Annotated in this window: 22 protein-coding genes; 12 read left to right on the forward strand and 10 right to left on the reverse strand. The window is 73.4% G+C overall.

Annotation, left to right across the window (positions count from 1 at the left end; genetic code table 11):
- The first annotated feature begins 481 nt into the window (after window positions 1–481).
- The gene (locus CP970_RS36840) at window positions 482–1,609 is read left to right on the forward strand and encodes a hypothetical protein (RefSeq protein WP_055552407.1); all 1,128 of its coding nucleotides are present in this window, start codon (window positions 482–484) and stop codon (window positions 1,607–1,609) included.
- A 31-nt stretch (window positions 1,610–1,640) separates the two neighbouring features.
- Complete coding sequence (locus CP970_RS36845; RefSeq protein WP_055552409.1) at window positions 1,641–2,741, forward strand: phosphotransferase family protein; 1,101 nt, start codon at window positions 1,641–1,643, stop codon at window positions 2,739–2,741.
- Between the two features lies 1 nt (window position 2,742).
- Here the strand turns inward: CP970_RS36845 and CP970_RS36850 are convergent, their stop codons facing one another.
- Window positions 2,743–3,174, reverse strand: coding sequence for a hypothetical protein (locus CP970_RS36850; protein WP_055552411.1), 432 nt, complete (start codon window positions 3,172–3,174; stop codon window positions 2,743–2,745).
- Between the two features lie 233 nt (window positions 3,175–3,407).
- Here CP970_RS36850 and CP970_RS36855 point away from each other — a divergent pair, with 233 nt between their 5' ends.
- The 4 genes from CP970_RS36855 to fxsA all read left to right on the forward strand — a co-directional run bounded on the left by CP970_RS36855 (window position 3,408) and on the right by fxsA (window position 7,645).
- Window positions 3,408–3,848, forward strand: a complete 441-nt coding sequence (locus CP970_RS36855) for an Lrp/AsnC family transcriptional regulator (protein ID WP_030789227.1) — start codon at window positions 3,408–3,410, stop codon at window positions 3,846–3,848.
- A gap of 47 nt (window positions 3,849–3,895) precedes the next feature.
- Window positions 3,896–5,566, forward strand: a complete 1,671-nt coding sequence (locus CP970_RS36860) for an amidohydrolase (RefSeq protein ID WP_079043814.1) — start codon at window positions 3,896–3,898, stop codon at window positions 5,564–5,566.
- Between the two features lie 614 nt (window positions 5,567–6,180).
- On the forward strand, window positions 6,181–6,972 hold the full coding sequence (locus CP970_RS36865; protein WP_055552414.1) for a polyprenol monophosphomannose synthase: 792 nt from the start codon (window positions 6,181–6,183) through the stop codon (window positions 6,970–6,972).
- Between the two features lie 94 nt (window positions 6,973–7,066).
- Complete coding sequence (gene fxsA, locus CP970_RS36870; protein WP_055552415.1) at window positions 7,067–7,645, forward strand: FxsA family membrane protein; 579 nt, start codon at window positions 7,067–7,069, stop codon at window positions 7,643–7,645.
- 165 nt (window positions 7,646–7,810) lie between these two features.
- On the opposite strand, the gene CP970_RS36875 is transcribed toward fxsA, so the two are convergent.
- From CP970_RS36875 to yczE, 4 genes are all read right to left on the reverse strand, one after another.
- Window positions 7,811–8,185 (reverse strand): RNA polymerase-binding protein RbpA, encoded by a 375-nt coding sequence (locus CP970_RS36875; RefSeq protein WP_030360404.1) that lies wholly within the window; start codon window positions 8,183–8,185, stop codon window positions 7,811–7,813.
- Window positions 8,186–8,442: 257 nt separating this feature from the next.
- Window positions 8,443–9,795 (reverse strand): MFS transporter, encoded by a 1,353-nt coding sequence (locus CP970_RS36880; protein WP_055552417.1) that lies wholly within the window; start codon window positions 9,793–9,795, stop codon window positions 8,443–8,445.
- Window positions 9,796–9,841: 46 nt separating this feature from the next.
- The gene (locus tag CP970_RS36885) at window positions 9,842–10,609 is read right to left on the reverse strand and encodes a glycerophosphodiester phosphodiesterase (RefSeq protein WP_150494462.1); all 768 of its coding nucleotides are present in this window, start codon (window positions 10,607–10,609) and stop codon (window positions 9,842–9,844) included.
- A complete protein-coding gene (gene yczE / locus CP970_RS36890; RefSeq protein WP_224058911.1) occupies window positions 10,606–11,334 on the reverse strand; it encodes a membrane protein YczE in 729 nt (242 codons plus the stop codon). The genes CP970_RS36885 and yczE overlap by 4 nt, the downstream gene beginning before the upstream one ends.
- A 64-nt stretch (window positions 11,335–11,398) precedes the next feature.
- Between yczE and CP970_RS36895 the strand changes: the two genes are divergently transcribed.
- Entirely contained in the window at window positions 11,399–12,898 is a 1,500-nt protein-coding gene (locus CP970_RS36895; protein ID WP_150494464.1) for an SCO1417 family MocR-like transcription factor, read from the forward strand.
- A 130-nt stretch (window positions 12,899–13,028) separates the two neighbouring features.
- Here CP970_RS36895 and CP970_RS36900 read toward each other — a convergent pair whose 3' ends face one another.
- Both CP970_RS36900 and CP970_RS36905 read right to left on the reverse strand, forming a co-directional pair.
- Window positions 13,029–14,612 (reverse strand): P-loop NTPase family protein, encoded by a 1,584-nt coding sequence (locus CP970_RS36900; protein WP_150494466.1) that lies wholly within the window; start codon window positions 14,610–14,612, stop codon window positions 13,029–13,031.
- 37 nt (window positions 14,613–14,649) lie between these two features.
- Window positions 14,650–14,844, reverse strand: coding sequence for a hypothetical protein (locus tag CP970_RS36905; protein WP_018534760.1), 195 nt, complete (start codon window positions 14,842–14,844; stop codon window positions 14,650–14,652).
- Window positions 14,845–15,135: 291 nt separating this feature from the next.
- Here CP970_RS36905 and CP970_RS36910 point away from each other — a divergent pair, with 291 nt between their 5' ends.
- The 5 genes from CP970_RS36910 (at window position 15,136) to CP970_RS36940 (ending at window position 20,764) form a co-directional block, all read left to right on the forward strand.
- Window positions 15,136–15,528 carry an ankyrin repeat domain-containing protein gene (locus CP970_RS36910; RefSeq protein WP_055547735.1) on the forward strand — a complete coding sequence of 131 codons (393 nt, stop codon included), beginning with the start codon at window positions 15,136–15,138 and terminating at the stop codon, window positions 15,526–15,528.
- 301 nt (window positions 15,529–15,829) lie between these two features.
- Window positions 15,830–17,248 (forward strand): HEAT repeat domain-containing protein, encoded by a 1,419-nt coding sequence (locus tag CP970_RS36920; protein ID WP_055547733.1) that lies wholly within the window; start codon window positions 15,830–15,832, stop codon window positions 17,246–17,248.
- A gap of 189 nt (window positions 17,249–17,437) precedes the next feature.
- Window positions 17,438–18,562 (forward strand): glycosyltransferase family 4 protein, encoded by a 1,125-nt coding sequence (locus CP970_RS36925; protein ID WP_150494906.1) that lies wholly within the window; start codon window positions 17,438–17,440, stop codon window positions 18,560–18,562.
- An 83-nt stretch (window positions 18,563–18,645) separates the two neighbouring features.
- Window positions 18,646–19,839, forward strand: a complete 1,194-nt coding sequence (locus CP970_RS36935; RefSeq protein WP_107099073.1) for a glycosyltransferase — start codon at window positions 18,646–18,648, stop codon at window positions 19,837–19,839.
- A complete protein-coding gene (locus CP970_RS36940; protein WP_079043885.1) occupies window positions 19,826–20,764 on the forward strand; it encodes an SGNH/GDSL hydrolase family protein in 939 nt (312 codons plus the stop codon). Before CP970_RS36935 ends, CP970_RS36940 begins: the two co-directional genes overlap by 14 nt.
- 37 nt (window positions 20,765–20,801) lie before the next feature.
- On the opposite strand, the gene CP970_RS36945 is transcribed toward CP970_RS36940, so the two are convergent.
- From CP970_RS36945 to CP970_RS36955, 3 genes are read right to left on the reverse strand one after another with little or no spacing between them, the layout of a single operon-like run.
- Complete coding sequence (locus CP970_RS36945; RefSeq protein ID WP_055553555.1) at window positions 20,802–21,671, reverse strand: 5-oxoprolinase subunit C family protein; 870 nt, start codon at window positions 21,669–21,671, stop codon at window positions 20,802–20,804.
- Window positions 21,668–22,282: a 5-oxoprolinase subunit B family protein gene (locus tag CP970_RS36950; RefSeq protein ID WP_055553557.1), complete on the reverse strand. Its 615-nt coding sequence runs from the start codon at window positions 22,280–22,282 to the stop codon at window positions 21,668–21,670. Before CP970_RS36950 ends, CP970_RS36945 begins: the two co-directional genes overlap by 4 nt.
- Window positions 22,279–23,061: a LamB/YcsF family protein gene (locus CP970_RS36955; protein WP_055553559.1), complete on the reverse strand. Its 783-nt coding sequence runs from the start codon at window positions 23,059–23,061 to the stop codon at window positions 22,279–22,281. The genes CP970_RS36950 and CP970_RS36955 overlap by 4 nt, the downstream gene beginning before the upstream one ends.
- Window positions 23,062–23,097: the final 36 nt, after the last annotated feature.

Here is a 23,097-nt window from a genome sequence, read left to right on the forward strand (position 1 = left end):
TGGGGCTGCGGGTGGGGCTGCTGGTGGTGCTGTGCCTGCGGGTGCGGCTGCTGTCGCGGCTGCTGGTGGGGCTGTGCTGGATGGGGCGGTGCCTGGTGAGGCGGTGGCTGCTGGGGTCGCTGAGGAACCGATTCTGCGGAGGCGGGCACCATCACCAGGGCGCGCCGTCGGCGGCCGGTGGGGAGATGCGCCGGGCCCATGTCCGTGGGGTCATGCAAGGCCAACGCCTGTCACCCCATCGAGGTCACCGCCCCGTGGATTCGACCGTCAGTTCACGGGGGGCCTGCGCGGGCGCGCGGATGTGCGCGTGGACGGCCGTACGACACCGCGCACACCGGAGGCGGCCCGCTCGTGCGATCCGGCATGCGCAGGGCTCCGCTGTATGGCTCCGTCCCCAAATCTGACGTACCGTCATCTCCGCGCCGGAGGGCCCCACCGCCTCCCGCCACCCTGAACTGCCGTGCTTCCAGGGAGGTTTGCCGTGGCAGACGACCGTCCGGTCCCGCTCGACGAGTACCCCGTGCACCAGGTCCCGCTCTCCATGAAGCACGTCGCGACGGGCGACCGCAACGCGTACGACCGGTGCATCTTCCACCTCTTCGACCACGAGGGCCGCGCCCTGCTCATCCTCGGGCTCGGCGTCTACCCGAACACCGGTGTGATCGACGCGTACGCCACCTTGCGCATCGGCGATACGCTGCACGCCGTACGCGCCAGTGACGCCCTGGGCGAGGACCGGATGGACCTCTCCGTCGGCCCCCTGCGCATCACCGTCGAGGAGCCGCTGCGCCGCCTGCGCCTGCGGTGCGCCGCCGATCCCGACGACCCCGACTCCCTCACGTACGACATCACGTGGAACGCCGACTTCCCCGCCCTGTGGGAGCCGCACCACATCCAGCGGCGCGGCGACCGGCTGAGCCTCGAAGGGCGCCGTTTCGTCCAGGCGGGCCGCCCCGAAGGGGTGATCCGCGCGGGCTCACAGGAGATCCGGGTGAGCGCGGGGGAGTGGACCGCCACGCGCGACCGCAGCTGGGGCGTGCGGCCCATCCCCGGCGAGGAACGCGGGCGCTTGGAGGAGGAGTTCGCCACCGAGGGCTTCCACTGGATCTGGAGCCCGGTGCGCTTCGACGACCGTTTCCTGATGGTCATCGCCCAGGAGGACGCGGACGGCTACCGCACCCTGAACGACGCCACGCTGGTCCGCCCCGGCCACCCCGACCGCCAACTGGGCTGGCCACAGGCCGACATCACCTACCGCTCGGGCAGTCGCCACCCGCAGAGCGCCGTCGTCCACCTCACCGACCCCGTCGACCGCAAGCCCGTCGAGCTCGGCGTGCGGGTCCTCACCTCGCTGCCGCTGGCCGTCGGCGCCGGATATCCCCCGGCCGACGACTGGCAGCACGGCACCTGGCGCGGCCGCGACTGGACCGACCGCCGCAGCTACGACCTGTCGGACCCCTCGGCCCACCCGCTCGCCGCGTACGGCGTCATCGACCACGCGGCCCGCTTCACCCTCAACGGGCAGACGGGCTACGGGATCTTCGAGCACGGCAGCTTCGGCCGCCACGACCCCAGCGGATTCACCGGATTCGACTCGGTCGCGCCCTGAGGGGCCGAGGGACCGAGAGAGGAGCACGGGCATGGCCACGGCACCCCGCCCCCGCACCACCACGCGCGAACCGGAAGAACTCGCCCGCCGACTGACCGCCTGGCTCGGCCACCGCCTGCCCGGCGCGAAGGCGGTCGACGTCACCGTCCCCGAGTCCAACGGCATGTCCAGCGAGACCCTGCTCTTCTCCGTCGAGCACCCCGAACCGCCCTTCGCCTCCTGCGCGTTGCGCGTGGCGGCCGACCCGGCGGCGTACACGATCTTCCCCGTCTACGACATGCCGCGCCAGTACCGCACGATGCGACTCATCGCCGAGCACACCGACCTGCCGGTGCCGCGCGTGCTCTGGCTCGAAGAAGACCCGGGGCCGCTCGGCGCGCCGTTCTTCGTCATGGAGCGCGTCGAGGGCCGCGTCCCGCCGGACGTCATGCCCTATACGTACGAGGGGAGTTGGCTGCACTCCGCGACCGACGCCGAGCGTGCCCACCTGGAGGAGGAGTCGGTCCGCGTCATCGCGCACCTCCACGACCAAGTCCCGCTCTCCGAGGCGCAGTTCCTCGCCACCCCCGGTGAGGGCAGCCCGCTGCGCCGCCACGTCGAGTCCCAACGCGCCTACTACGAATGGGTGGTGAGCGGACTGCCCCGCTCACCGCTCATCGAGAGCGCCTTCGACCGCATCGAGGAGATGTGGCCGGACGACGAGGGTGACCCCGTGCTCAACTGGGGCGACGCGCGCATCGGGAACATCATCTACGCGGGCTTCGACCCCGCGGCCGTCCTCGACTGGGAGATGGCGGCGCTCGCCCCGCGCGAGGTCGACATCGGCTGGACCGTCTATCTGCACCGTTTCTTCCAGGACTTGACGGTGAGTTTCGGCCAGCCGGGCCTGCCGGACTTCCTGCGCCGCGACCGCGTCGAGGAGGCCTACGCGCGACAGACCGGGCACACGCCCCGCGCCATGGACTTCTACACGCTGTACGCGGCGCTGCGGCACGCCGTCGTGATGCTGCGCGTCGCCTACCGCCAAGTGCACTTCGGCGAGGCCGCGGTGCCGGGGACCGCCGAGGAGGCGGACATGCTGATCCTGCACCACGCCAGCCTCGCGGCCATGGTGCAGGGCAGCTACTGGTGACTCAGGCGGCGGGCCGGTGCTGTTGCGGCACGCGGACCACGGGGCGCGAGCCCGGACCGCCCACGTGCGAGAAGGGCTGCGTCCGCCAGTCGAGTCCCTGAGGGAGCGTCAGCAGCAGGGCGGTGTCCTGCTCCTGAACCTCCATCGACTCGTCGGCGGGCGCGGCGTCGGCGGCCTGACGCCCCGTACCGGCACAGACCGTGAGCCCGAACGGGTTCCACGGAGTGGGGCACAGGGCGTGCTCGGGCAGGACGTCCTCGTCGGCGAGGAGCGCGATCGGCTGCCCGCAGTCGGGGCAGTTGACGCGGTACATCTCGAAGGTGTCGTACGCGTCGAGCCCGTCGTCAGCCGGTTCGACACCCTCCGGCGCGGGTTCGGCGACCGGCTGCTGCTTACCGCGGGCAGACCGACCGGGGCGCTTCAGATTCTGCATGGGACTCTCCCCCTTGGGTGGGCCGACAAGGCGCTGCGGCCTCGACCACAGCAAGCACTTCCCGTCCCGTCGTGGGGGTAATCGTGGCATCCCGAAGGACACGGTCACAGCCATGTGTCGTTCGTCACATGCCGTGAGAGCTTGCCGGTCGCCTGCCCGCGGATCTCTCGCCCAAACAGGCCCTTCGGTCACTCAGGTATCCGGAGGGATCAAGAGCCCTGTAGGTTCGGCGCATGGAGGAGCTGGACCGACAGATCGTGCAGCTGCTCGTCAAGGACGGGCGGATGAGCTACACCGACCTGGGCAAGGCCACGGGCCTGTCCACATCGGCAGTGCACCAGCGGGTGCGCCGTCTCGAGCAGCGCGGCGTCATCCGCGGCTATGCGGCGGTCGTCGACCCCGAGGCCGTCGGGCTGCCGCTCACGGCGTTCATCTCGGTGAAGCCGTTCGACCCCAGCGCCCCCGACGACATCGCCGAACGCCTCGCGGGCGTCCCGGAGATCGAGGCGTGCCACAGCGTCGCGGGCGACGAGAACTACATCCTCAAGGTGCGCGTCGCCACCCCGCTGGAGCTGGAGCACCTGCTGAGCAGGCTGCGCGCCCTGGCGGGCGTCTCCACGCGGACGACGGTGGTCCTCTCCACCCCGTACGAGGCGCGGCCCCCGCAGGTCTGACGCGACCCCCGCGCGGGCCGGTGGCGCCGAGGGGCGAGACTGGTCCCATGAGCGAGAGCACCGCCCCCGGGACTGGCTCCCAGGACTCCAAGGACCCCCAGGCAACCCAGGACCACCGCACCGTGCTGCTGCGCGGCGGAGAGGTCCACAGCCCCGCCGACCCGTTCGCGACCGCGATGGTCGTGGAACGCGGACACGTCGCCTGGGTCGGCTCCGAGGGGGCCGCCGACGCCTTCACCGACGGCGTCGACGAAGTGGTCGACCTCGAAGGATGCCTGGTCACCCCGGCGTTCACGGACGCCCATGTGCACACCACGGCCACCGGCCTCGCGCTGACGGGACTCGATCTGACAGGGGCCCGTTCGCTCGCCGAGGCACTCGTTCTCGTACGCGAACACGCCGCCGCGCGGCCGGACGACACCGTGCTGCTCGGGCACGGCTGGGACGCGGCCCGCTGGCCCGGCGGGCGCCCGCCCACGCGCGCGGAGCTCGACGAGGCGGTCGGCGGCCGACCGCTCTACCTGTCCCGCATCGACGTCCACTCGGCGGTCGCCACCACGGCCCTGCTCGACCTGGTGCCGGGCGTCACCGGACGCACCGGATTCCACCCCGACGCCCCGCTGACCGGCGACGCGCACCACGGCGTGCGCGCCGCCGCGCTCGGCGCGATCACGCCCCGGCAGCGCACGGAGGCCCAGCGCGCCGCCCTGCGGCACGCCGCGTCCCTCGGCATCGGCTCGGTGCACGAGTGCGCGGGCCCGGAGATCTCCGACGAGGACGACTTCACCGGCCTGCTGCGGCTCGCCGCCGAGGAGCCGGGTCCCCGCGTGGTCGGCTACTGGGCCGAGCACGGCGCGGAAGGCGTCGCGCGCGCCCGTGAGTTGGGCGCCCTCGGCGCCGCGGGCGACCTCTTCGTGGACGGCGCCCTCGGCTCGCACACGGCCTGCCTGCACGAGCCGTACGCCGACGCCGCGCACACCGGCACCGCCCACCTCGACGCCACCGACGTAGCCGCCCACGTCGTGGCCTGCGCCGAGGCGGGCCTCCAGGCGGGCTTCCACGCCATCGGGGACGCCGCGGTGGCCGCCGTGGCCGACGGGATGCGCGCGGCCGCCGAGAGGGTCGGCCTGGCCCGCGTCCGCGCCGCCAGGCACCGCGTGGAGCACGCCGAGATGCTCACCCCCGACACGATCGCCGCCTTCGCCGAGTTCGGCCTCACCGCTTCCGTGCAGCCCGCCTTCGACGCGCTGTGGGGCGGCGACGACGGCATGTACGTCCAGCGCCTGGGCGCCGAACGGGCCCGCACCCTCAACCCCTTCGCCGCGCTCCTGCGCGCCGGCGTCCCGCTGGCGTTCGGCTCGGACAGCCCGGTCACCCCGCTCGACCCCTGGGGCACCCTGCGCGCCGCCGCCTTCCACCACACGCCCGAGCACCGCGTCTCGGTGCGCGCCGCGTTCACCGCCCACACGCGCGGCGGCTGGCGGGCCGTCGGCCGCGACGACGCGGGCGTCCTGGTGCCGGGCGCGCCCGCGGACTACGCCGTGTGGCGCACCGCCGATCTGGTGGTGCAGGCCCCGGACGACCGGGTGGCCCGCTGGTCGACCGACCCGCGCTCCGGTACGCCGGGTCTGCCCGACCTGTCCCCGGGCGCCGAACTCCCCGCCTGCCTGCGCACCGTGGTGGGCGGACGGCCCGTCTTCGTGGGGCCGGACGAGTGATGTCCCGGCGGTGCGCGGCGCCGATCGCGGCCCGTCCGCCCGTCGTACGACCTGGGAATCCTCGGCACTGACCTGGCAGTCCGCGCAATACTCCCAGGTCACATGGCTATTGACAGAGAGCCGTCGTCGGCGGGTAGGTTCGGCCGGGTCCACCACAGGACGTCCGACCGGCGAACCTTCACGTGGTCGTCGAACGCCGCTGGGTCATGGATGGTGTGCCGCACCGGCGCACCACCACTGGGAGCCAGGTCCAGCGCCCGCGACGCGGAGGCGAGGGAACGTATCAGCCGGTCGGCAGGTGTGACCCGGGTGGGGCCCGGACGCTCAGTAGACAACGGCTTTCGGTCGATCCGCAGCCAGCGGGTCCCAGGTCGGCCCGAAGGGTGCCGGGCCCCGATCCGCAGTACGTCCCCCCCCGTGGCCGCCGGGTACGCCCCGGCCTCGACCCCGGTACGCCCCGGCCTCGACCCCGGTACGCCCCGGCCTCGACCCCGGTGCGCCCGGGGTACATCACGGGTACATCTCGGGTACTTCCGCCCTGACCTCCGTGCCGCCGCTGCGGCGCAGGCGGCGGCCACTATGGTGGTCCTCTGCGTACGAACGAAGGGGCAGTAGTGAACGACGGCGGTCGGGTCTCCGAAGCGGGGGACCAGGGGAGACAGTTCGGCCCGCTCGGCACGGCCTTGGTGATCATTCCGACCTACAACGAGGCGGAGAACATCCAGTCCATCGTCGGCCGGGTGCGGGCGTCCGTGCCGGATGCGCACGTCCTGGTGGCCGACGACAACAGCCCCGACGGCACCGGCAAGATCGCCGATGAGCTGGCGGCCGAGGACGACAGCGTCCATGTGCTGCACCGCAAGGGCAAGGAGGGCCTCGGCGCCGCCTATCTGGCGGGGTTCCGCTGGGGCCTCGACAACGACTACGGCGTAGTGGTCGAGATGGACGCCGACGGCTCGCACCAGCCGGAGGAGCTGCCCCGGCTGCTCACCGCGCTGAAGGGCGCCGACCTCGTGCTCGGCTCGCGCTGGGTGCCGGGCGGACGGGTCGTGAACTGGCCCAAGCACCGGGAGTTCATCTCCCGCGGCGGCAGCACCTACTCGCGGCTCCTGCTCGACGTGCCGATCCGTGACATGACGGGCGGCTACCGGGCGTTCCGCCGCGAGACCCTGGAGGGCCTCGGCCTGGCCGAGGTCGAGTCGCAGGGGTACTGCTTCCAGGTCGACCTCGCCCGGCGTGCGGTCAAGGCCGGGTACCACGTCGTCGAGGTGCCCATCACCTTCGTCGAGCGGGAGCTCGGCGACAGCAAGATGAGCCAGAACATCGTGGTCGAGGCGCTGTGGCGGGTCACCGCCTGGGGCGTGGGGGAGCGGGTCGGCCGGGTCATCGGCCGCAAGCAGCCCTGAGGGCGGCTCGCCGGACCTGCCCTCGCGGGCGGGCCCGGCGCCTCTTGATCATCCCCTTATCCCGGACTGAGGCGGGCCCAGGCACACTGGGAGCATGACGACTGGCACACCGCCTCCCAACCGAACCGCCCGGCCCCGCAGAACCGGGCCCCTGAGGTTCCTGCCGCTCGGCATCGCCGCGTGGCTGGTCCTCGAGATCTGGCTGCTCACGGTCGTGGCGGGGGCCACGAGCGGCCTCGTGGTCTTCCTGCTCCTGGTGGCCGGTCTGGTGCTCGGCTCCGCGGTGATCAAGCGTGCGGGCCGCAGGGCCTTCCGCAAGCTCAGCGAGGCCGTGCAACAGCAGCAGAGCGGCGTGACGCCCACCGCCGAGTCCGGCAGCGGCGGCGGCGCCCTGACGATGCTGGGCGGCCTCCTGATCATCCTGCCGGGGCTGATCTCGGACGCCATCGGCCTGGTCCTGCTGATCCCGCCGGTCCAGAAGGCACTCGGGCGCTATGCGGAGCGGACCTTCGAGCGCAAGGTGCGCGAGGCCACCCCCGGCGGCCTCGGGGACGCCTTCCAGCAGGCCCGCATGCACCGCCCGGACGGCAAGGTGGTCCAGGGCGAGGTCATCAGGGACGACGAGCCGGGCGCACGCGCCCCGCGCCCGGACGACCCGCAGCTGCCGCGCTGACCCACTTCCTGCGGGCGCTGCGGGCTTCCCGTGGGTCTTCCTGCGGGCGGGCATCCCCCGCCCGCAGGGTACGGAGACACGAACGAGGGCCGGGGCCACTGCTCAGCAGTGGCCCCGGCCCTCGTACTTCGTATTGCTTGGTGCGGTGGTGCGCCGGGTCCGCCCTCAGGCGGACTTGCGGCTGTCCCGCGGATGCACCGCGATGTTCATGGCACCGGACCGGAGAACCGCGAGGCGCTCCTCCAGGACCTCCTCGAGTTCTTCTCGAGTACGGCGCTCCATGAGCATGTCCCAGTGCGTACGCGCCGGCTTGCCCTTCTTCTCCTCAGGTCCGTCGCCGTCTACCAGGAGTGCCTGGGCCCCGCAGACCTTGCACTCCCACTCCGGCGGGATCTCCGCCTCGACCGAGAACGGCATCTCGAAACGATGTCCGTTCTGGCATGCGTACTCCACGGCCTGGCGCGGAGCCAAGTCGATGCCGCGGTCGGTCTCGTAGCTTGTCACCACGAGTCGCGTACCGCGAAGAGCTCGCTCACTCATGAATCGTGCCTCCCGGGCTTGTCGCCCACAGGACAGGTGTCGCTGTCGTCGTCATCCGGTCAACGTCCGGTCGGCGGTAAAGATTCCCGTTCTGGGTCATGCGTCGCCGTCGTATGCCGCCCCTTGTTGTACCCACCAGTGCCCGGTTTGTCACATCTGGACAGCAGATGTCACCCAGCGTTTCTGAATCTTCAGCTCGCAGTAACGGTCCGCCTGGTAGGCCAAACGCGTACACTACCGGCCTTTGCCTTCAGTTGCTAAATCCGGTCGGGTACGGGATTTCCCGCGTCGCGCACCGCGCGGGCCACCGGCACCCTCAAGAGCAGGGCGAATCCGATCAAAAAGAACGCCACGAGCGAGATGATCGCGTCCCGGTAGCTTCCGGTGAGCTGATACGTGAGGCCGAAGATCAACGGTCCGAGCCAGGCCATCCCGCGATCACTGATCTCGTACGCGGAGAAGTACTCGGCCTCCTTGCCGCGCGGCACCAGGTGCGAGAAGAGCGAACGGGACAGGGCCTGGGTGCCGCCGAGGACCAGGCCGATCCCCGCGGCGAGCACGAAGAACCACGCGGGCGCCCCCGCGGGCAGGAAGTACCCGGCGCCGATCGTCACCGTCCAGGCCACCAGTGAGCCGAGGATGGTGCGCTTGGCGCCGTACGTCCTGGCCAGCCTGCCCATGGTGAGCGCTCCGGCCACCGCGAGCAGCTGCACGAGCAGGACCGCGACGATCAGCGTGGACTGGCCGAGCCCGAGCTCTTCGGAGCCGTAGACGGACGCCTGGGAGATCACCGTCTGCACGCCGTCGTTGTAGACGAGGTACGCCAGCAGGAACGCGAGCGTATGGGGATGGCGGCGCATGTCGCGCACCGTGGACCTCAGCTGCTGCCAGCCGCCCGTGGCCGGGGTCTCGGAGGGCGCGGCGCGGCGGTCGCGCAGCCGCTTGAGGGGGACGAGGGTGAACGCGCCCCACCAGATGCCCGCCGAGGCCAGACAGATGCGGACGGCGGTCGCCTCCGAGACGCCGAAGCTGTCGTGGGCGAGGAAGAGCACCAGGTTCGCCACCAGGACCAGGGCGCCCGACGCGTAGCCGAAGGCCCAGCCGCACGAGGAGACCGTGTCGCGCTCCTCCGGAGGGGCGATCTGCGGCAGGAAGGAGTTGTAGAGCACCATCGAGACGGCGAGCGAGGAATTGGCGACGATCAGCAGGAAGCCGCCGAGGAGATAGCGGTCGCCGTCCAGGAAGAACATGCCCGCCGTTGCCGCCGCGCCGAGATAGGCGGATACGGCGAGCAGCGGCTTCTTGCGGCCCGTGCGGTCGGCGGCCGCGGCGGCCACCGGCATCACGAAGACCGACAGGAGGACGGACGCGGACACCGTGTACGCGAAGAAGGATCCCGCGCGGACCGGAATGCCCAGCGGATGCACGTACCCGTCGGGGTCGGCGGCCGCCTTGGCGATCTCCGTGAGGTAGGGCCCCAGGAAGACGGTCAGGACACTCGTCGAATAGACCGAGCACGCCCAGTCGTAGACGTACCAGCCCCGTTGCTCGTGCCGTCGTGCGGCCGCCTCGTCGTCGGCCGCCGCTGCCTGCACGGTGTCGGTGCCCACCCGTGACCTCGCTGTTCCCCGTGGTGCGATGCCGCCCTCGGGCGGCTCAGACCCAGGTCCCCCGGTCCTTGAGCACCTCGCGCAGCGTCTCGATGTGATCGGAAACTATGCCATCCACACCGAGGTCGAGGAGGGCGGCCATCCGCTCCGCGTCGTTCACGGTCCAGACGTGCACCTGCAGCCCGCGCGCGTGGGCCGCGCGGACGAAACGGCGGTCGACGACCCGGATCCCGCCGTGCGTCTCGGGCACCTGGGCGCAGACCGCGGAGCGGCGCGGGGCCACGGGCACGCCGTACGAACGCAGGCGCAGTGCCGCCACGCCCCGCGTGCCCAGGGACGTGGCGAGCCGGGGGCCCGCGACGCGCTGGGCCCTGGCCACCCGCGCCTCGGAGAACGAGCCGACGCAGATCCGGTCCCAGGCGCCGGTGCGGCGGATCAGGTCGAGCAGCGGCAGGAGCGCGGGCTCGGCCTTCACGTCGACGTTCCAGCGCACGTCGGGGAACGTCTCCAGGAGCTCTTCGAAGAGGGGCACCGGCTCGGTGCCCGCCACGCGCGCGTGGCGAACCTCGCTCCAGGGCAGGTCGATGATGCGGCCCGCCGCGTCCGTGACGCGGTCGAGCGTCGCGTCGTGGAAGGCGACGAGCCTGCCGTCGGCCGTGGCGTGCACATCGGTCTCGATGTAGCGGTAGCCGAGGCCGACGGCCCGCCGGAAGGCCGCCGCGGTGTTCTCCAGGCCGCCCGCCGCGCCGCCGCGGTGGGCGAGGGCGAGCGGGCCCGGGTGATCGAGGTAGGGGTGGCGTACGCGCGAGGTCACCGCTGCAGTATCGCCTGCTCCGATGGACCGCCGGAGGCCACGACGCCGGGTGCGGTGGGCGCGGGGATGGCGAACCGGCGCAGGAAGAACTGGGCGAGCGGGCCGATGGACACCGCGTACAGGACCGTGCCCACGCCGACCGTGCCGCCGAGCACGAAGCCCGTCACCACGACCGCCACCTCGATCGAGGTGCGGATGAGACGGATGGAGCGGCCGGTGCGCCGGTGCAGCCCCGTCATCAGTCCGTCGCGGGGCCCTGGGCCGAAGGCGGCCGTGATGTAGAGGCCGGTCGCCACTCCGTTGAGGAGGATGCCCGCCACGAGCAGCGGGATGCGTACGGCGAGGGAGTGCGCGTCCGGCAGGAGCGCCAGGGTGGCGTCCATCGCCAGGCCGCAGACGAAGACGTTCGAGATCGTGCCGAGGCCGGGGCGCTGCCGGAGCGGGATCCAGAGCAGGAGCACCGCGGCGCCCACGATGATCGAGACGACGCCGATGGACAGCCCTGTCAGCTCGGCGAGGCCCTGGTTGAGGACGTTCCACGGCTCGGGCCCCAGACCGGCCGCGACCATCAGCGCCGAACTCGCGCCGTACAGGGTGAGCCCGACGTACAGCTGGAGCAGCCGTCGTGCGAGACGCGGCGTGAGCTGTGGCCTCAGGCGAGATCTGAGAGGTGGCTTCGTGGCGGACAAGGAACGCTCCCCCGTAGTACTGGTGGCCCGACACATGACACCCTGTGGCTTGGAAGCAGGCCATAACCATGGCCAATTCGGGGAAGGTGGACTGGGGATCATGGCTCAGTGGACTTCGGCAATGGGTTCGACTCAGCTTGCCCGGCTGCTCGCGTCCCAGCAAGCACGCCCCGGCGGCGCGGGCACCCGCCGCCCGCCCGCCTACCGCGCACTCGCCGACGGCATCCGGCTGCTCGTGCTCGAAGGGCGGGTCCCCGTCGCCGCCCGGCTGCCCGCCGAGCGCGAGCTCGCGGTGGCGCTCGCCGTCAGCAGGACCACTGTGGCCGCCGCCTACGAGGCGCTGCGCACCGAGGGGTTCCTGGAATCCCGCAGGGGAGCGGGCAGCTGGACCGCGGTACCGGCCGGAAACCCCCTCCCCGCGCGCGGGCTCGAACCGCTGCCGCCCGAGGCGCTCGGCTCCATGATCGATCTGGGCTGCGCCGCGCTGCCCGCGCCCGAGCCCTGGCTCACCCGCGCCGTGCAGGGCGCCCTCGAAGCGCTCCCGCCGTACGCCCACACGCACGGCGACTACCCCGCCGGACTGCCCGCCCTGCGAGAGATGCTCGCCGAGCGCTACACCGCGCGCGGCATCCCGACGATGCCCGAGCAGATCATGGTCACCACCGGCGCGATGGGCGCCATCGACGCGATCTGCCACCTCTTCGCGGGCCGCGGCGAACGCATCGCCGTCGAGTCGCCCTCGTACGCCAACATCCTGCAGCTGATGCGCGAGGCCGGTGCCCGCCTCGTCCCCGTCGCCATGGCCGACGGCCTGGCGGGCTGGGACCTGGACCGCTGGCGGCAGGTGCTTCGCGACGCGGCGCCCCGACTCGCGTACGTCGTCGCCGACTTCCACAACCCGACGGGCGCGCTCGCGGGCGAGGACCAGCGCAGGCAGCTGGTCGAGGCGGCCCGCTCGGCGGGCACCGTCATCGTCGTCGACGAGACGATGAGCGAACTGGGGCTCGACCCGGACCTCGACATGCCGCGCCCCGTCTGCGGGTTCGATCCCGCGGGCTCCACCGTCATCACCGTCGGCTCGGCGAGCAAGGCCTTCTGGGCGGGCATGCGCATCGGCTGGGTGCGGGCCGCGCCCGATGTGATCCGCAGCCTCGTCGCCGCCCGCGCCTACGCCGACCTGGGCACTCCCGTCCTGGAGCAGCTCGCCGTGAACTGGCTCCTGAACACCGGGGGTTGGCAGGCGGCCGTGGACGTGCGCAGGGAACAGGCGAGGGCGAACCGCGACGCGCTGGTCACCGCCGTGCGCCGCGAGCTGCCCGACTGGGAGTTCGAGGTGCCGCGCGGCGGTCTGACGCTGTGGGTGCGCACCGGGGGGCTCTCGGGGTCGCGCCTCGCCGAGGTGGGGGAGCGCGTGGGGGTGCGGGTCCCCTCGGGGCCGCGCTTCGGTGTGGACGGGGCCTTCGAGGGATACGTGCGGCTGCCGTTCACCGTGGGCGGCGCGGTCGCCGACGAGGCGGCGGTGCGCCTTGCCGCGGCGGCCCGTCTCGTGGAGACGGGCGCGGGCACGGGTGCGGAGGTCGCGCACCCCTTCGTCGCCTGACGCCCGTTCCGTACGGACCCGGTCCGGCTCCCCGGAGGCTCCCGGTCAGCTCTCCGCGGGCACCGGCTCCGCCTGGTCCTGGTCCCGCTCGTCCCGGACGGACCCGGTCCGGCTCCCCGGAGGCTCCCGGTCAGCTCTCCGCGGGCACCGGCTCCGCCTGGTCCTGGTCCCGCTCCTGCTCCATGGGCTGCGCCTGGTCGGCCGGAGTGCTCCGCTCCGGCAGCAGGTCCATGACCGCCTGACGGTGCGCCTCGCTGGTCGCGTCGTCATACGGGTCGGGCGTCGCGGGCACCTGGAGCCGGTGCACGGGACCCGTACCGAGCCGGGCGTAGCCGCGGCCGGGCGGGACGTCCGCGGTGGGTGTCGTGTGCGGCGGCATGCCGAGGACCTCGTCGAGCTGGTCGGGCGTGGCGGGCCCGAGCACCACACGCGCGCGCGTGTGCTGGCGTACCGGGTCGCTCAGTGCCTCCAGGCTGTCGAACTGGTCGGCCACGACCACCGTCACATTGGCCGCCCTGCCGTGCCGCAGCGGGACCTGCAGCAGCGACTGGGGATCCTTGCGGCCGTCCGCCGCGGCCAGATGACCCAGGGCGCTCGGGCGGTCGAGGAGGATCCACAGGGGTCGCTTGGTGTCCTCCGGCGGCGGATGGCCCGCCTGCCGGGCGCGGTTGGCGGAGATCAGCCTGCGCTCGATCTCGTGCGCCGCCCATTCGAGGCTCGCGAGCGCTCCGGCGAGCCCGCACTCGATGGCCAGCACGCCGTCGCGGCCCGTCAGGCACGCGTAGTCGCCGGTGCCGCTGCCCTCGATGATGAGGACGTCACCGTACTGAAGGGCTTGGAGGGCGACGGAGCGCAGCAGCGACGTCGTACCGCTGCCGGGCTGGCCCACGATCAACAGGTGGGGCTCGGTGGAGCGGATGCCCGTGCGCCACACGACGGGGGGCACGTCGCGCTGCTCCTCGCCGTCCGCCAGCGGCAGGGTGCGCTGGACTGCGGTCTCGTCGGTGAAGCCGAGGACGGTCTCGCCGGGGGCGGTGACGAAACGCTGGGCGGCGATGTCCGTGGGCAGCGGGGCGAGCACGGTGACGGTGAGCTGGTTGCCCTCCTCGTCCCACGCGAAGTGGTACTCCCTGCCGCGGCCCGCCTTGGCGTGCAGCAGCTGCTCGATCCGCGCGCGCGATTCGGCCTCGCCGTCGGTGAAGTACGCCGGGTAGTTCACCACGAGACGTGAGACGCGCCCCGTGCCGTCGAAGTCGTACGAGGGGAAGGCCTTGTCCCAGTCGCCGCCGTGCGCGAAGAGCGGGGCGGGGTCCTCGGGGACCGAGAAGTACGGGACGAGCGCTTCGTAGAGGGACTGCAGCCGCTGGACCTGCGCCTCGTCGGGGCCGGTCGGCGCGGGCGCGGTGCGCTCGCGGCCCGTCCACGCGGCGGCCGCCATCAGGGCGATGACGGCGAGCAGCGGCCCGTAGGGGACGAGCGCCACGACCAGGACCACGGAGGCCACCAGGAAGAGGAGCGGTCCGCGCCGGTCCTTGGGGGTGTCGGCCCACTTGCGCCGCCCGGCGGCTGCCAGCCGGCGCAGTCCACGAGTGATCGTGATCAGCGGGTGGAGAACATCGGTGGCGCTGTCTGCCGCCGACCGTGCCAGCTCCCGGCTCCGGGCGATGGATGCGGTGCCGTTGCTCAGAATGCGGGGGAGTGGGCGCCTGGCCACGTCTGTCTCCTGAAGGTGCGTACGAAAGGCAGGGACGTCAGAACTTGATCCCGCCGAGGAGGCTCGCCAGGCTCGCTCCGCCGGCCTTGATGCTCGGGGCGATGGCGGTGCCCGCGAGGTAGAAGCCGAAGAGCGCGCAGACCAGGGCGTGGGAGGCCTTGAGTCCGTCTTTTCGGAAGAACAGGAAGACGATGATTCCGAGCAGCACGACGCCTGAGATGGACAGGATCATGAGGATTCTCCTGGTTGATGGGGACAGTCACCATGAGTTCTTCCAGGCTCACAGCATGTATCCATACGATAAAAGGTGCAAATGGGTGACTTTTCCGGAATTTAGCTCGAATGGCAGAGCTCTACTGGGCCGCCCGGGCGCGGGTCCTGGCGGTCTCCCGCACCCTGCGTGATCTTTGCCTCGGGAGGGTCGGGTCATGTGCCCGCGAGGGCAGTACCCTGTCGATTCACTCGTACGGCTGCACCGGCGGCGCATCCCGGAGCAGCGCATTCCAGAAAGGCGGACGCCCACATGAGCGAAGCCCCCGACCCCGAGGTCGTGGAGCTGGCGACCAAGATCTTCGATCTGGCGCGCCAGGGCGACGCGGCGGCGCTCGCGGCCTACGTCGACGCGGGAGTCCCCGCGAACCTCACCAACGACAGCGGCGACTCCCTGGTGATGCTCGCGGCCTACCACGGGCACGCCGACGCGGTCCGGGACCTCCTGGCACGCGGCGGCGACGCCAACCAGGCCAACGACCGGGGCCAGACCCCGCTCGCCGGTGCGGTCTTCAAGGGCGAGGAAGCGGTGATCCGGGTCCTGCTCGACGGCGGCGCCGATCCGGCCGCGGGGATGCCGTCGGCGGTGGACACCGCCCGGATGTTCGGAAAGGCGGAGCTGCTGAAGCTGTTCGGGGCCGCCTGAGCGGGGTACCTGACCAGCGAAGACGGGGGCGCTGGAAATGTGGTCGCGGCGGGCACGACCGCCGGGTCATCATGACGACGTGATTCACGGACGCGACGGTGGGGCAGGTGTTGCCGCACCGCGCGGGCCGTGAGCGGCCCGCCCCCGGACCTCCCGTCCGGGATCCCCAGGGCCACCGACGAGAGGCAGAGGAAGATGGTCTTCGACAAGCAAGAGACGGCGGGCGGCCCGACGTGTTGGCGCACGGCCAGGTAATGCGTGATTCCCGGTTGCGTCGACGCTTGATGTGAGGCTGTTTCCCATGTTCGATCCGGTCATAGCGCCCAGCGGTACGCTGCTCGGCCTGCTGCAGCGGGGCCGCGGCGACGGCACGCTGCACGCACTCACCGCACCACGGTCCGAGGCGCTCGCCGCCATCGACCACTGCGTACTGAGCGACCCCCGCCACGACTGGCAGGTGGAGAACCGCTCCCTGTACTACGCCAGGCTCTACCTCGACCTGCACGGCGGGCTCGGGGAGATCGAGCGGCACCTGTTCGATGCCGAGGACGTCCTGGACACGGACGACTCCCGCACCGGGCTCGCCCTCGCCGTCCTCGGGCACCTCGCCTCCTACGGCAGGCATGACGCCCTCGAACTGCTGCGCCGCTACGCGACGTACGGCACCAACTGGGCCTGGGCCCTCGACGAGCTGGCGCTGCGCGACGACGACGCGGGGCTGCGCGCCCTCGCGGCCCCCGTGCTCGCCAGGTTCCCCGCCGACGCGGAGGGTGAGGCCGAGCTGGCCGCCGTCGTGCGCGACGCCTACGAACCGAGGCCCTGGCGGCTCTGGGAGGAGGACCCGAGGGCCGAGGTCGGCGCACGCGTGCGTGCCGCGCGGGAACAGGGCTCCTTCGACCGCTGGCAGCGCCAGCTGCGACCGTCGGGGCCGCGCCCCGGATGGAGCGTCCAGGCCGTCTTCGACTGGGCACAGGAAGGTCTTGAGCGCGGCGCCGTGCTGTACGTGCCCGCCGCCCGCTGCCTGACCGCCGTCGCGGGACCCGACGACCGCGCGGAGATCGTCGAGGCCGCCCGCAGCGGCTCCGACGGAGCGCGCGGCACGGCCCTTCGCTACCTGGCCGACGCCCGCGACCCCGAGGCGCTCGACCTCATCGAGTACGCCGCGGAGAGCACGTCACCGGTCGTGGTGGATGCCGCGACCGCCTCCTTCGAACGCATGCGCGATGTCGCCGCCGTCGAACGCGCGCGCCGCTGGGCCTACCGGCCCGACGCCCTCGGCGCCGCCGCGGGACGCCTGCTCGCCTGCCGGGGCGAGGCCAAGGACGACAAGCTGGTCCTTGCCGCGCTGCGGGAAGCCGTCCGCGGCGAAGGCCCCGACGCACCGACGCTGTGGAGCCTCGTCGACGGCGCGGGACGCCTCGGCATCGCCTGCGCGGCGCCCGTGCTGCGCCACGTCTACCGCGAGACCGCCTCCTCCCACCTCCGCGGCCGCGCCGCCCGCGCGCTCGCCGCGACCGACCCCTCCTTCGCCGCCGGATTCGCCGTCGAGTGCCTCTGGGACTGCGAGGAGACCACCCGCGAAGTCGCCGCACGGCACGCGGAGACCGGTGACGCCCGCGTCGTCACCCAGCTCAGAAGGCTCGCCGCCGACCCCGCCGAAGAGGACGAGGTACAGACGGCGGTACGCAGCAGGATCGGGCCCGACGCGCCCGCGGTGTAACCCGCCCCGGCCCCCGGCGCCGCGCTCAGCCGCCGCGCCCCGGCTTCGGGACATCGCCCCTTGTGCCGCGCCCGCCCCAGGACGGGCGCGGAGGGGAACGCTCATGGGACGTTCCCCGCCAGGAAAGATCCACGTTGACGCGGCCACGTCCCGCACGACGACAACACCGGTATGCGAGTCAACACCGGTATGCGTGTCGTCATCGTCACCGAATCCTTCCCTCCCGACGTCAACGGCGTGGCGCACTGCGCCCTGCAGACCGCACGGCAGCTCGCCGGCCGCGGTCACCAACCGCTCGTCGTCGCCCCGGCCACCGAGGCCGGGGCCCGGGCCGACGCCGGGGCACCGTGTCCCGTCGTCCGCGTCCCCTCCCTCCCACTGCCCGGCTATCCGCAGGTCAGGGTGGCGCTGCCGAGCCGCAGGGTGGCCGCCGCGCTGGCCGGGCACCGGGCCCAAGTGGTCCATCTGGCCAGCCCGTTCGTGCTCGGCGCCCGCGGCATGGCGGCCGCGGGACGGCTCGGCATCCCCGCCGTCGCCGTCTACCAGACGGACCTGGGCGGCTACGCGCGGACGTACGTGGGCATGGGGGAGTCCACCGCCTGGCGGCGCATCCGCGCTGTCCACACGGCCGCCGACCGCACCCTCGCCCCGTCGAGCGCCGCGCTGCGCGACCTGGAGGCGCACGGAGTGCCACGGGTGCGGCTGTGGCCGCGTGGCGTCGACACGGTCCGCTTCCGGCCCGCCCTGCGCGACGCGGCGCTGCGGCGCGCACTCGCCCCGGACGGCGAACTGATCGTCGGCTACGTGGGACGCCTCGCTCCGGAGAAGCGGGTCGAACTCCTGGCCGGGGTGTGCGCTCTGGAGGGCGTGCGCGTGGTCGTGGTGGGCGACGGGCCGAGCCAGGGCGCGGTGCGGGCCGCGCTGCCCGGAGCCGCCGTCCTCGGGCGGCGCACAGGACCCGAACTCGCCCGGATCTTCGCCTCCTTGGACCTGTTCGTCCACACCGGTCCCCTTGAGACGTTCTGCCAGACCGTGCAGGAGGCCATGGCCAGCGGTGTGCCGGTGATCGCGCCCGCGGCGGGCGGACCACTCGACCTCGTCGTGCCGGGCAGGACCGGTGTCCTGGTGCCGCCGGACGACGCGGCCGCGGTGCGCGACGCCGTCTGGGCCCTGGCCGCCGACCCAGGGCTACGGGCCGCGTACGGGGCGGCGGGGCGCGCGGCCGTCGCGGGGCGCACCTGGGAAGCGGTGGGCGAGCAACTCGTCGGCCACTACGAAGAGGTGCTCGCGGCGCGGACGGTGGTGGCGGCGTGAGCGGGGGCGGAGGAGTCGAGTGGGGCGGGGATGTCGGGCGGTTCGGTGGTGGGGGGCTGGGTGCGTCGGGTGCATCGAGTGTGGTGGGCGCGCCGGGTAAGTCCGGCGCGGCGCTGCGGATCGTGCGGGTCGCCAACTTCGTCACGCCGTCGTCCGGCGGACTGCGCACCGCACTCGGGGAGTTGGGGCGGGGCTATCTCGCGGCGGGACACGAGCCCGTGCTCGTCGTACCCGGGGAGCGCGCGTCGGTCCGCGACACCGAGCAGGGGCGCGTCCTGACCGTGCCGGGTCCGGTACTGCCCGGCACCGGTGGCTATCGGGTCCTCGCCGACCGGCGCAGGGTGGCCAGGCTCCTGGAGCGGCTCGCCCCCGACCGGCTGGAGGTCTCGGACCGCACCACGCTGCGCTGGACCGGGGCGTGGGCCAGGCGGGCCAGGATCCCGGCCGTGATGGTCTCCCACGAGACGGCGGACGGCGTCCTCGGCACGTGGGGCCTGCCGCCCGCCGCGGCCCGGCGCGCCGCCGACGCGCTCAACACCCGTACGGCGCACGCGTACACGCGCGTGGTGTGCACCACGCGCTGGGCCGAGCGTGAATTCCGCCGCGTCGGGGCACGCAACGTCGTCCATGCCCCGCTCGGCGTCGACCTCGTGGACCATCACCCCGGACTCCACGACCGAGAGGTACGGGCACGGCACGCGCGCGTGGACGAGGTGCTGCTGGTGCTCTGCTCCCGGCTCTCCGTGGAGAAGCGGCCGGGGACGGCCCTCGACGCGCTGGCGGAGCTGCGGGCGAGCGGGCTGCGGGCGGTACTCGTCGTCGCGGGTGAGGGACCGCTGCGCGGGCGGCTCGAACGGCGGGCACGGGAGCGGCGGTTGCCGGTGACCTTCCTCGGCCACGTCGCCGACCGCGCGGAACTCGGCGCCTTGCAGGCCGCGGCCGACGTCTGTCTGGCACCAGGGCCGTGCGAGACGTTCGGGCTCGCCGCCCTGGAGGCCCTGGCGTGCGGCACGCCCGTGGTGGCCAGCGCCTCGTCGGCGCTGCCGGAGGTCGTCGGTGCCGCGGGGGCCGTCGCGCGCGACTCGGGGGAGGGCTTCGCGCTCGCGGTCCGCGCGGTCCTCGCACGTACGGAGCGGTCGCGGCGCGCGGCGGCACGCGCGCGTGCGGAGTGCTTCGGGTGGGACGCGGCGGTCGCGGCGTTCCTCGCGGCGCATGAGGCGGCGCCGGGATCCGCATGGGAACGGGCGTCCAGGAGGGGTTCACATGTCGGGAGTTGACCAGCCGCCGCAGTCACCGGAGCCGGAAGCGGAGTGGGAGCCGGGACCAGCGTGGGAGCCGGAGCCGGAGCCGGAGCCGGGCCAGTGGCCCGTGCCCGATGGCCCCCTGCGGTTCGCCGCGCTGGGTGATTCGCTCACCGAAGGCGTGGGCGACCCCGTGGACGGCGCCTGGCGCGGCTGGGCGGCGCTGCTCGCCGAGGGGATCGCGTCGCCCGGGCGCGAGGTGGAGCTGCACAACCTCGCCGTCAGCGGCGCCCAGACCTCGGACGTGCTGCTGCGCCAGACCCCCGCGGCACTCGCTCTGCGCCCCGACATCGTCTCCGTCGTCGTGGGCGTCAACGACACCCTGCGGCAGACCTTCGACATCCACGCCGTGGCCGCCCGCCTAGACGAGGTCTACGGGGCCCTCACCGCCCGGGGAGCCGTGCTGCTCACCGCGTGCCTGCCCGACCCGGGCACGATGCTCGGTCTGCCCGGCGTCCTGGCCAGACCGCTGGCCCGCCGACAGGGCGCGGTCAACGCCGTCGTGCACGCGCTCTCCCGGCGCCACGGCGCCGTTCATCTGCACGCCGCCGAGGGCGACCTGGCCGCCGACCGGACCCTGTGGAGTGCGGACCGGCTGCACCCCGGCGAGCGCGGTCACCGGGTCTTCGCCGCCGGTTTCCACGCCCTCCTCGTCGACCGGGGGCTCGCGGCGGGCACGCCGCCCGCGCGCGAGCCCGAACTGCCCCCGCCCACGCGTTCCGCGAGCTTGTGGTGGTTGGCCACCGCGGGCACGGGGTGGGTGGCGCGCCGGTGCACCGACCTGCTGCCCCAACTCCTCGCCCTCGCGGCCGACGAGGTGCGGCATCAGGCGCGGGGCACCAGCGGCCGCCTCGATGTGAGCGCTTCGCACGCGGTGGCCGCGGCCCTGGCCGCTCTTTGAGGGGCCCGAAGGCTCCGGGCCCCGGGCCTGGCGGGGCTCAGCGCCACCCGGTCGGGACGAAGCGCACCGGCGTTCCCGGCACCGCCTGGGCCGCCGCGGCGAGGTCCGGTTCGCGGACGACAGCGACCACCGGGTAGCCCCCGGTGGTCGGGTGGTCGGCGAGGAAGACCACCGGTCTGCCGTCCGGCGGCACCTGGACGGCGCCGAGCACCATGCCCTCGCTGGGCAGTTCGCCGTGGACCGCGCGTTCCAGAGCGGGACCTTCGGTGCGCAGGCCGATGCGGTTGCTCGCCGACGACACCCGGTACGCGCGCGTGGCGAGCGTGTGCAGTGCCGCGGGCGTGAACCAGTCGGCGCGCGGCCCACGGGCCACGCGCAGTACCAGCTCCCGGGGCGGCGCGGGCTGCGGCACGGTGTCCACGCGCGCGTGGGTGCCGCTAGGGCTTCCCAGGGGCAGTACGGCGCCGGTCGTGAGCGGCGGCGGACCCAGGCCGGAGAGGAGGTCCGTGGAGCGGCTGCCGAGCACCGGGTCGACCTGTACGCCGCCGTCGAACGCGAGGTAGCAACGTACTCCGGAGCGTGCGGCTCCCACGTCGAGGAGCGCTCCTGCGGGGACCCGTATCGCCGCGCCCCAGGGCGCGGGGCGGCCGTCCACGGTCACCGGGCAGGGCGCGCCGCCGACCGCCACGGTGACCGGTCGGCGCGGGCGCAGGGCGCAGCCGTCGAGGGTGGTCTCCAGGACCGCGGCATCGGGCGGGTTGCCCACCAGACGGTTGACCAGGCGCGCCGCGGGCTGGTCGAGGGCCCCGGAGCGGGGCACCCCGAGATGGGCGTGCCCGGGGCGCCCGCGGTCCTGCACGGTGGTCAGCGCCCCGGCCCGTACGACGGCGAAGGCACGGTCGCTCATCGCTCCTCCGCCACGAACCGGACGCGCACACCGGGCGCGAGGAGCGCGGCGGGCACGCGCGCGTGGTCCCACAGGACGGCGTCCGTCGAGCCGATCAGCTGCCAGCCGCCGGGCGACGCGCGCGGGTAGACGCCCGTGTACGGCCCCGCCAGGGCGACGCTGCCCGCCGGTACGGACGTACGGGGCGTGGTCCTGCGCGGCACCGCGCGGCCCTCCGGGAGTCCGGTGAGATAGCCGAAGCCGGGGGCGAACCCGCAGAAGGCGACGCGGTATTCGGCCGCCGAGTGGATCCGGGCGACCTCGCTCTCGGCCACGCCCCAGTGCGCCGCCACCTCGGCGAGATCGGGTCCTTCGTAGCGCACGGGTATCTCCAGCGCGGCCCCCGCGTGTGCGGGCAGCGGCGGAATCTCCCAGCCGGGCAGCTGCGCCCGTACGCGGCCGGGGTCGTCGAGGCCGTCGAGGAGCACCGTGCGGGCGGCGGGGACGATCTCCCGTACGCGTAGCTCGCCCGTGGCACGGCGGCGCAGCAGCTCGGCGTGGAGTGCCTGGGCCTCGGCGCCGTCGGCCAGTTCGACGAGCAGGGCCCGGTCGCCGACCGGCAGGGCCCTCATGCGAAGGCCGCCACGCGTACGCCCGCCGCTTCCAGGCGGGCCCGGACCCGGCGGGCCAGACCCACCGCGCCCGGGGTGTCGCCGTGCAGGCACAGCGACCGCGCGCCGACCGCGATCCGGCGCCCGCCGTGCGAGGTGACGACGCCGGACGTGGCCATGCCGACGGACCGTTCGGCGACGGCGTCCTCCTCGGTGATCACGGCACCGTCGCTGCCGCGCGGCACCAAGGTGCCCTCGTCGGTGTAGGCGCGGTCCGCGAACGCCTCGGTGACGGCCGGGAGTCCGGCCTTCTCCGCCCTCTCCAGGAGGCGCGACCCGGGCAGCCCGAGTACCGGCAGTGCGGCGTCGGCGAGCAGCACTCCGTCGACGACCGCGCGGGCCTGCTCCTCGTCGGCCACGACGCGGTTGTAGAGCGCGCCGTGCGGCTTCACGTACGACACGCGCGTGCCCGCCGCGCGCGCGAAGACCTCCAGGGCGCCGATCTGGTAGGCCACTTCGGCCGCCAGCTCGTCGGGCGGCACGTCCATCGCGCGCCGCCCGAAACCCGCCAGGTCGCGGTAGGAGACCTGTGCGCCGATCCGCACGCCGCGCTCGGCGGCGCGGTCGCACACCCGCCGCATGGTGACGGCGTCCCCGGCGTGGAATCCGCAGGCCACGTTGGCGCTGGTGACGACGGAGAGCAGCTCCTCGTCGTCGGTCAGGCGCCAGCGTCCGAAGCCTTCGCCGAGATCGGCGTTGAGGTCGATCGAGGCCGTGGTGTCAGCAGAGGCCGTGCTCATCTACGTACGTCTCCCGTGGTTCTTGTCGCTCGGCGC

This window comes from Streptomyces kanamyceticus, assembly GCF_008704495.1.
Lineage (GTDB): Bacteria > Actinomycetota > Actinomycetes > Streptomycetales > Streptomycetaceae > Streptomyces > Streptomyces kanamyceticus.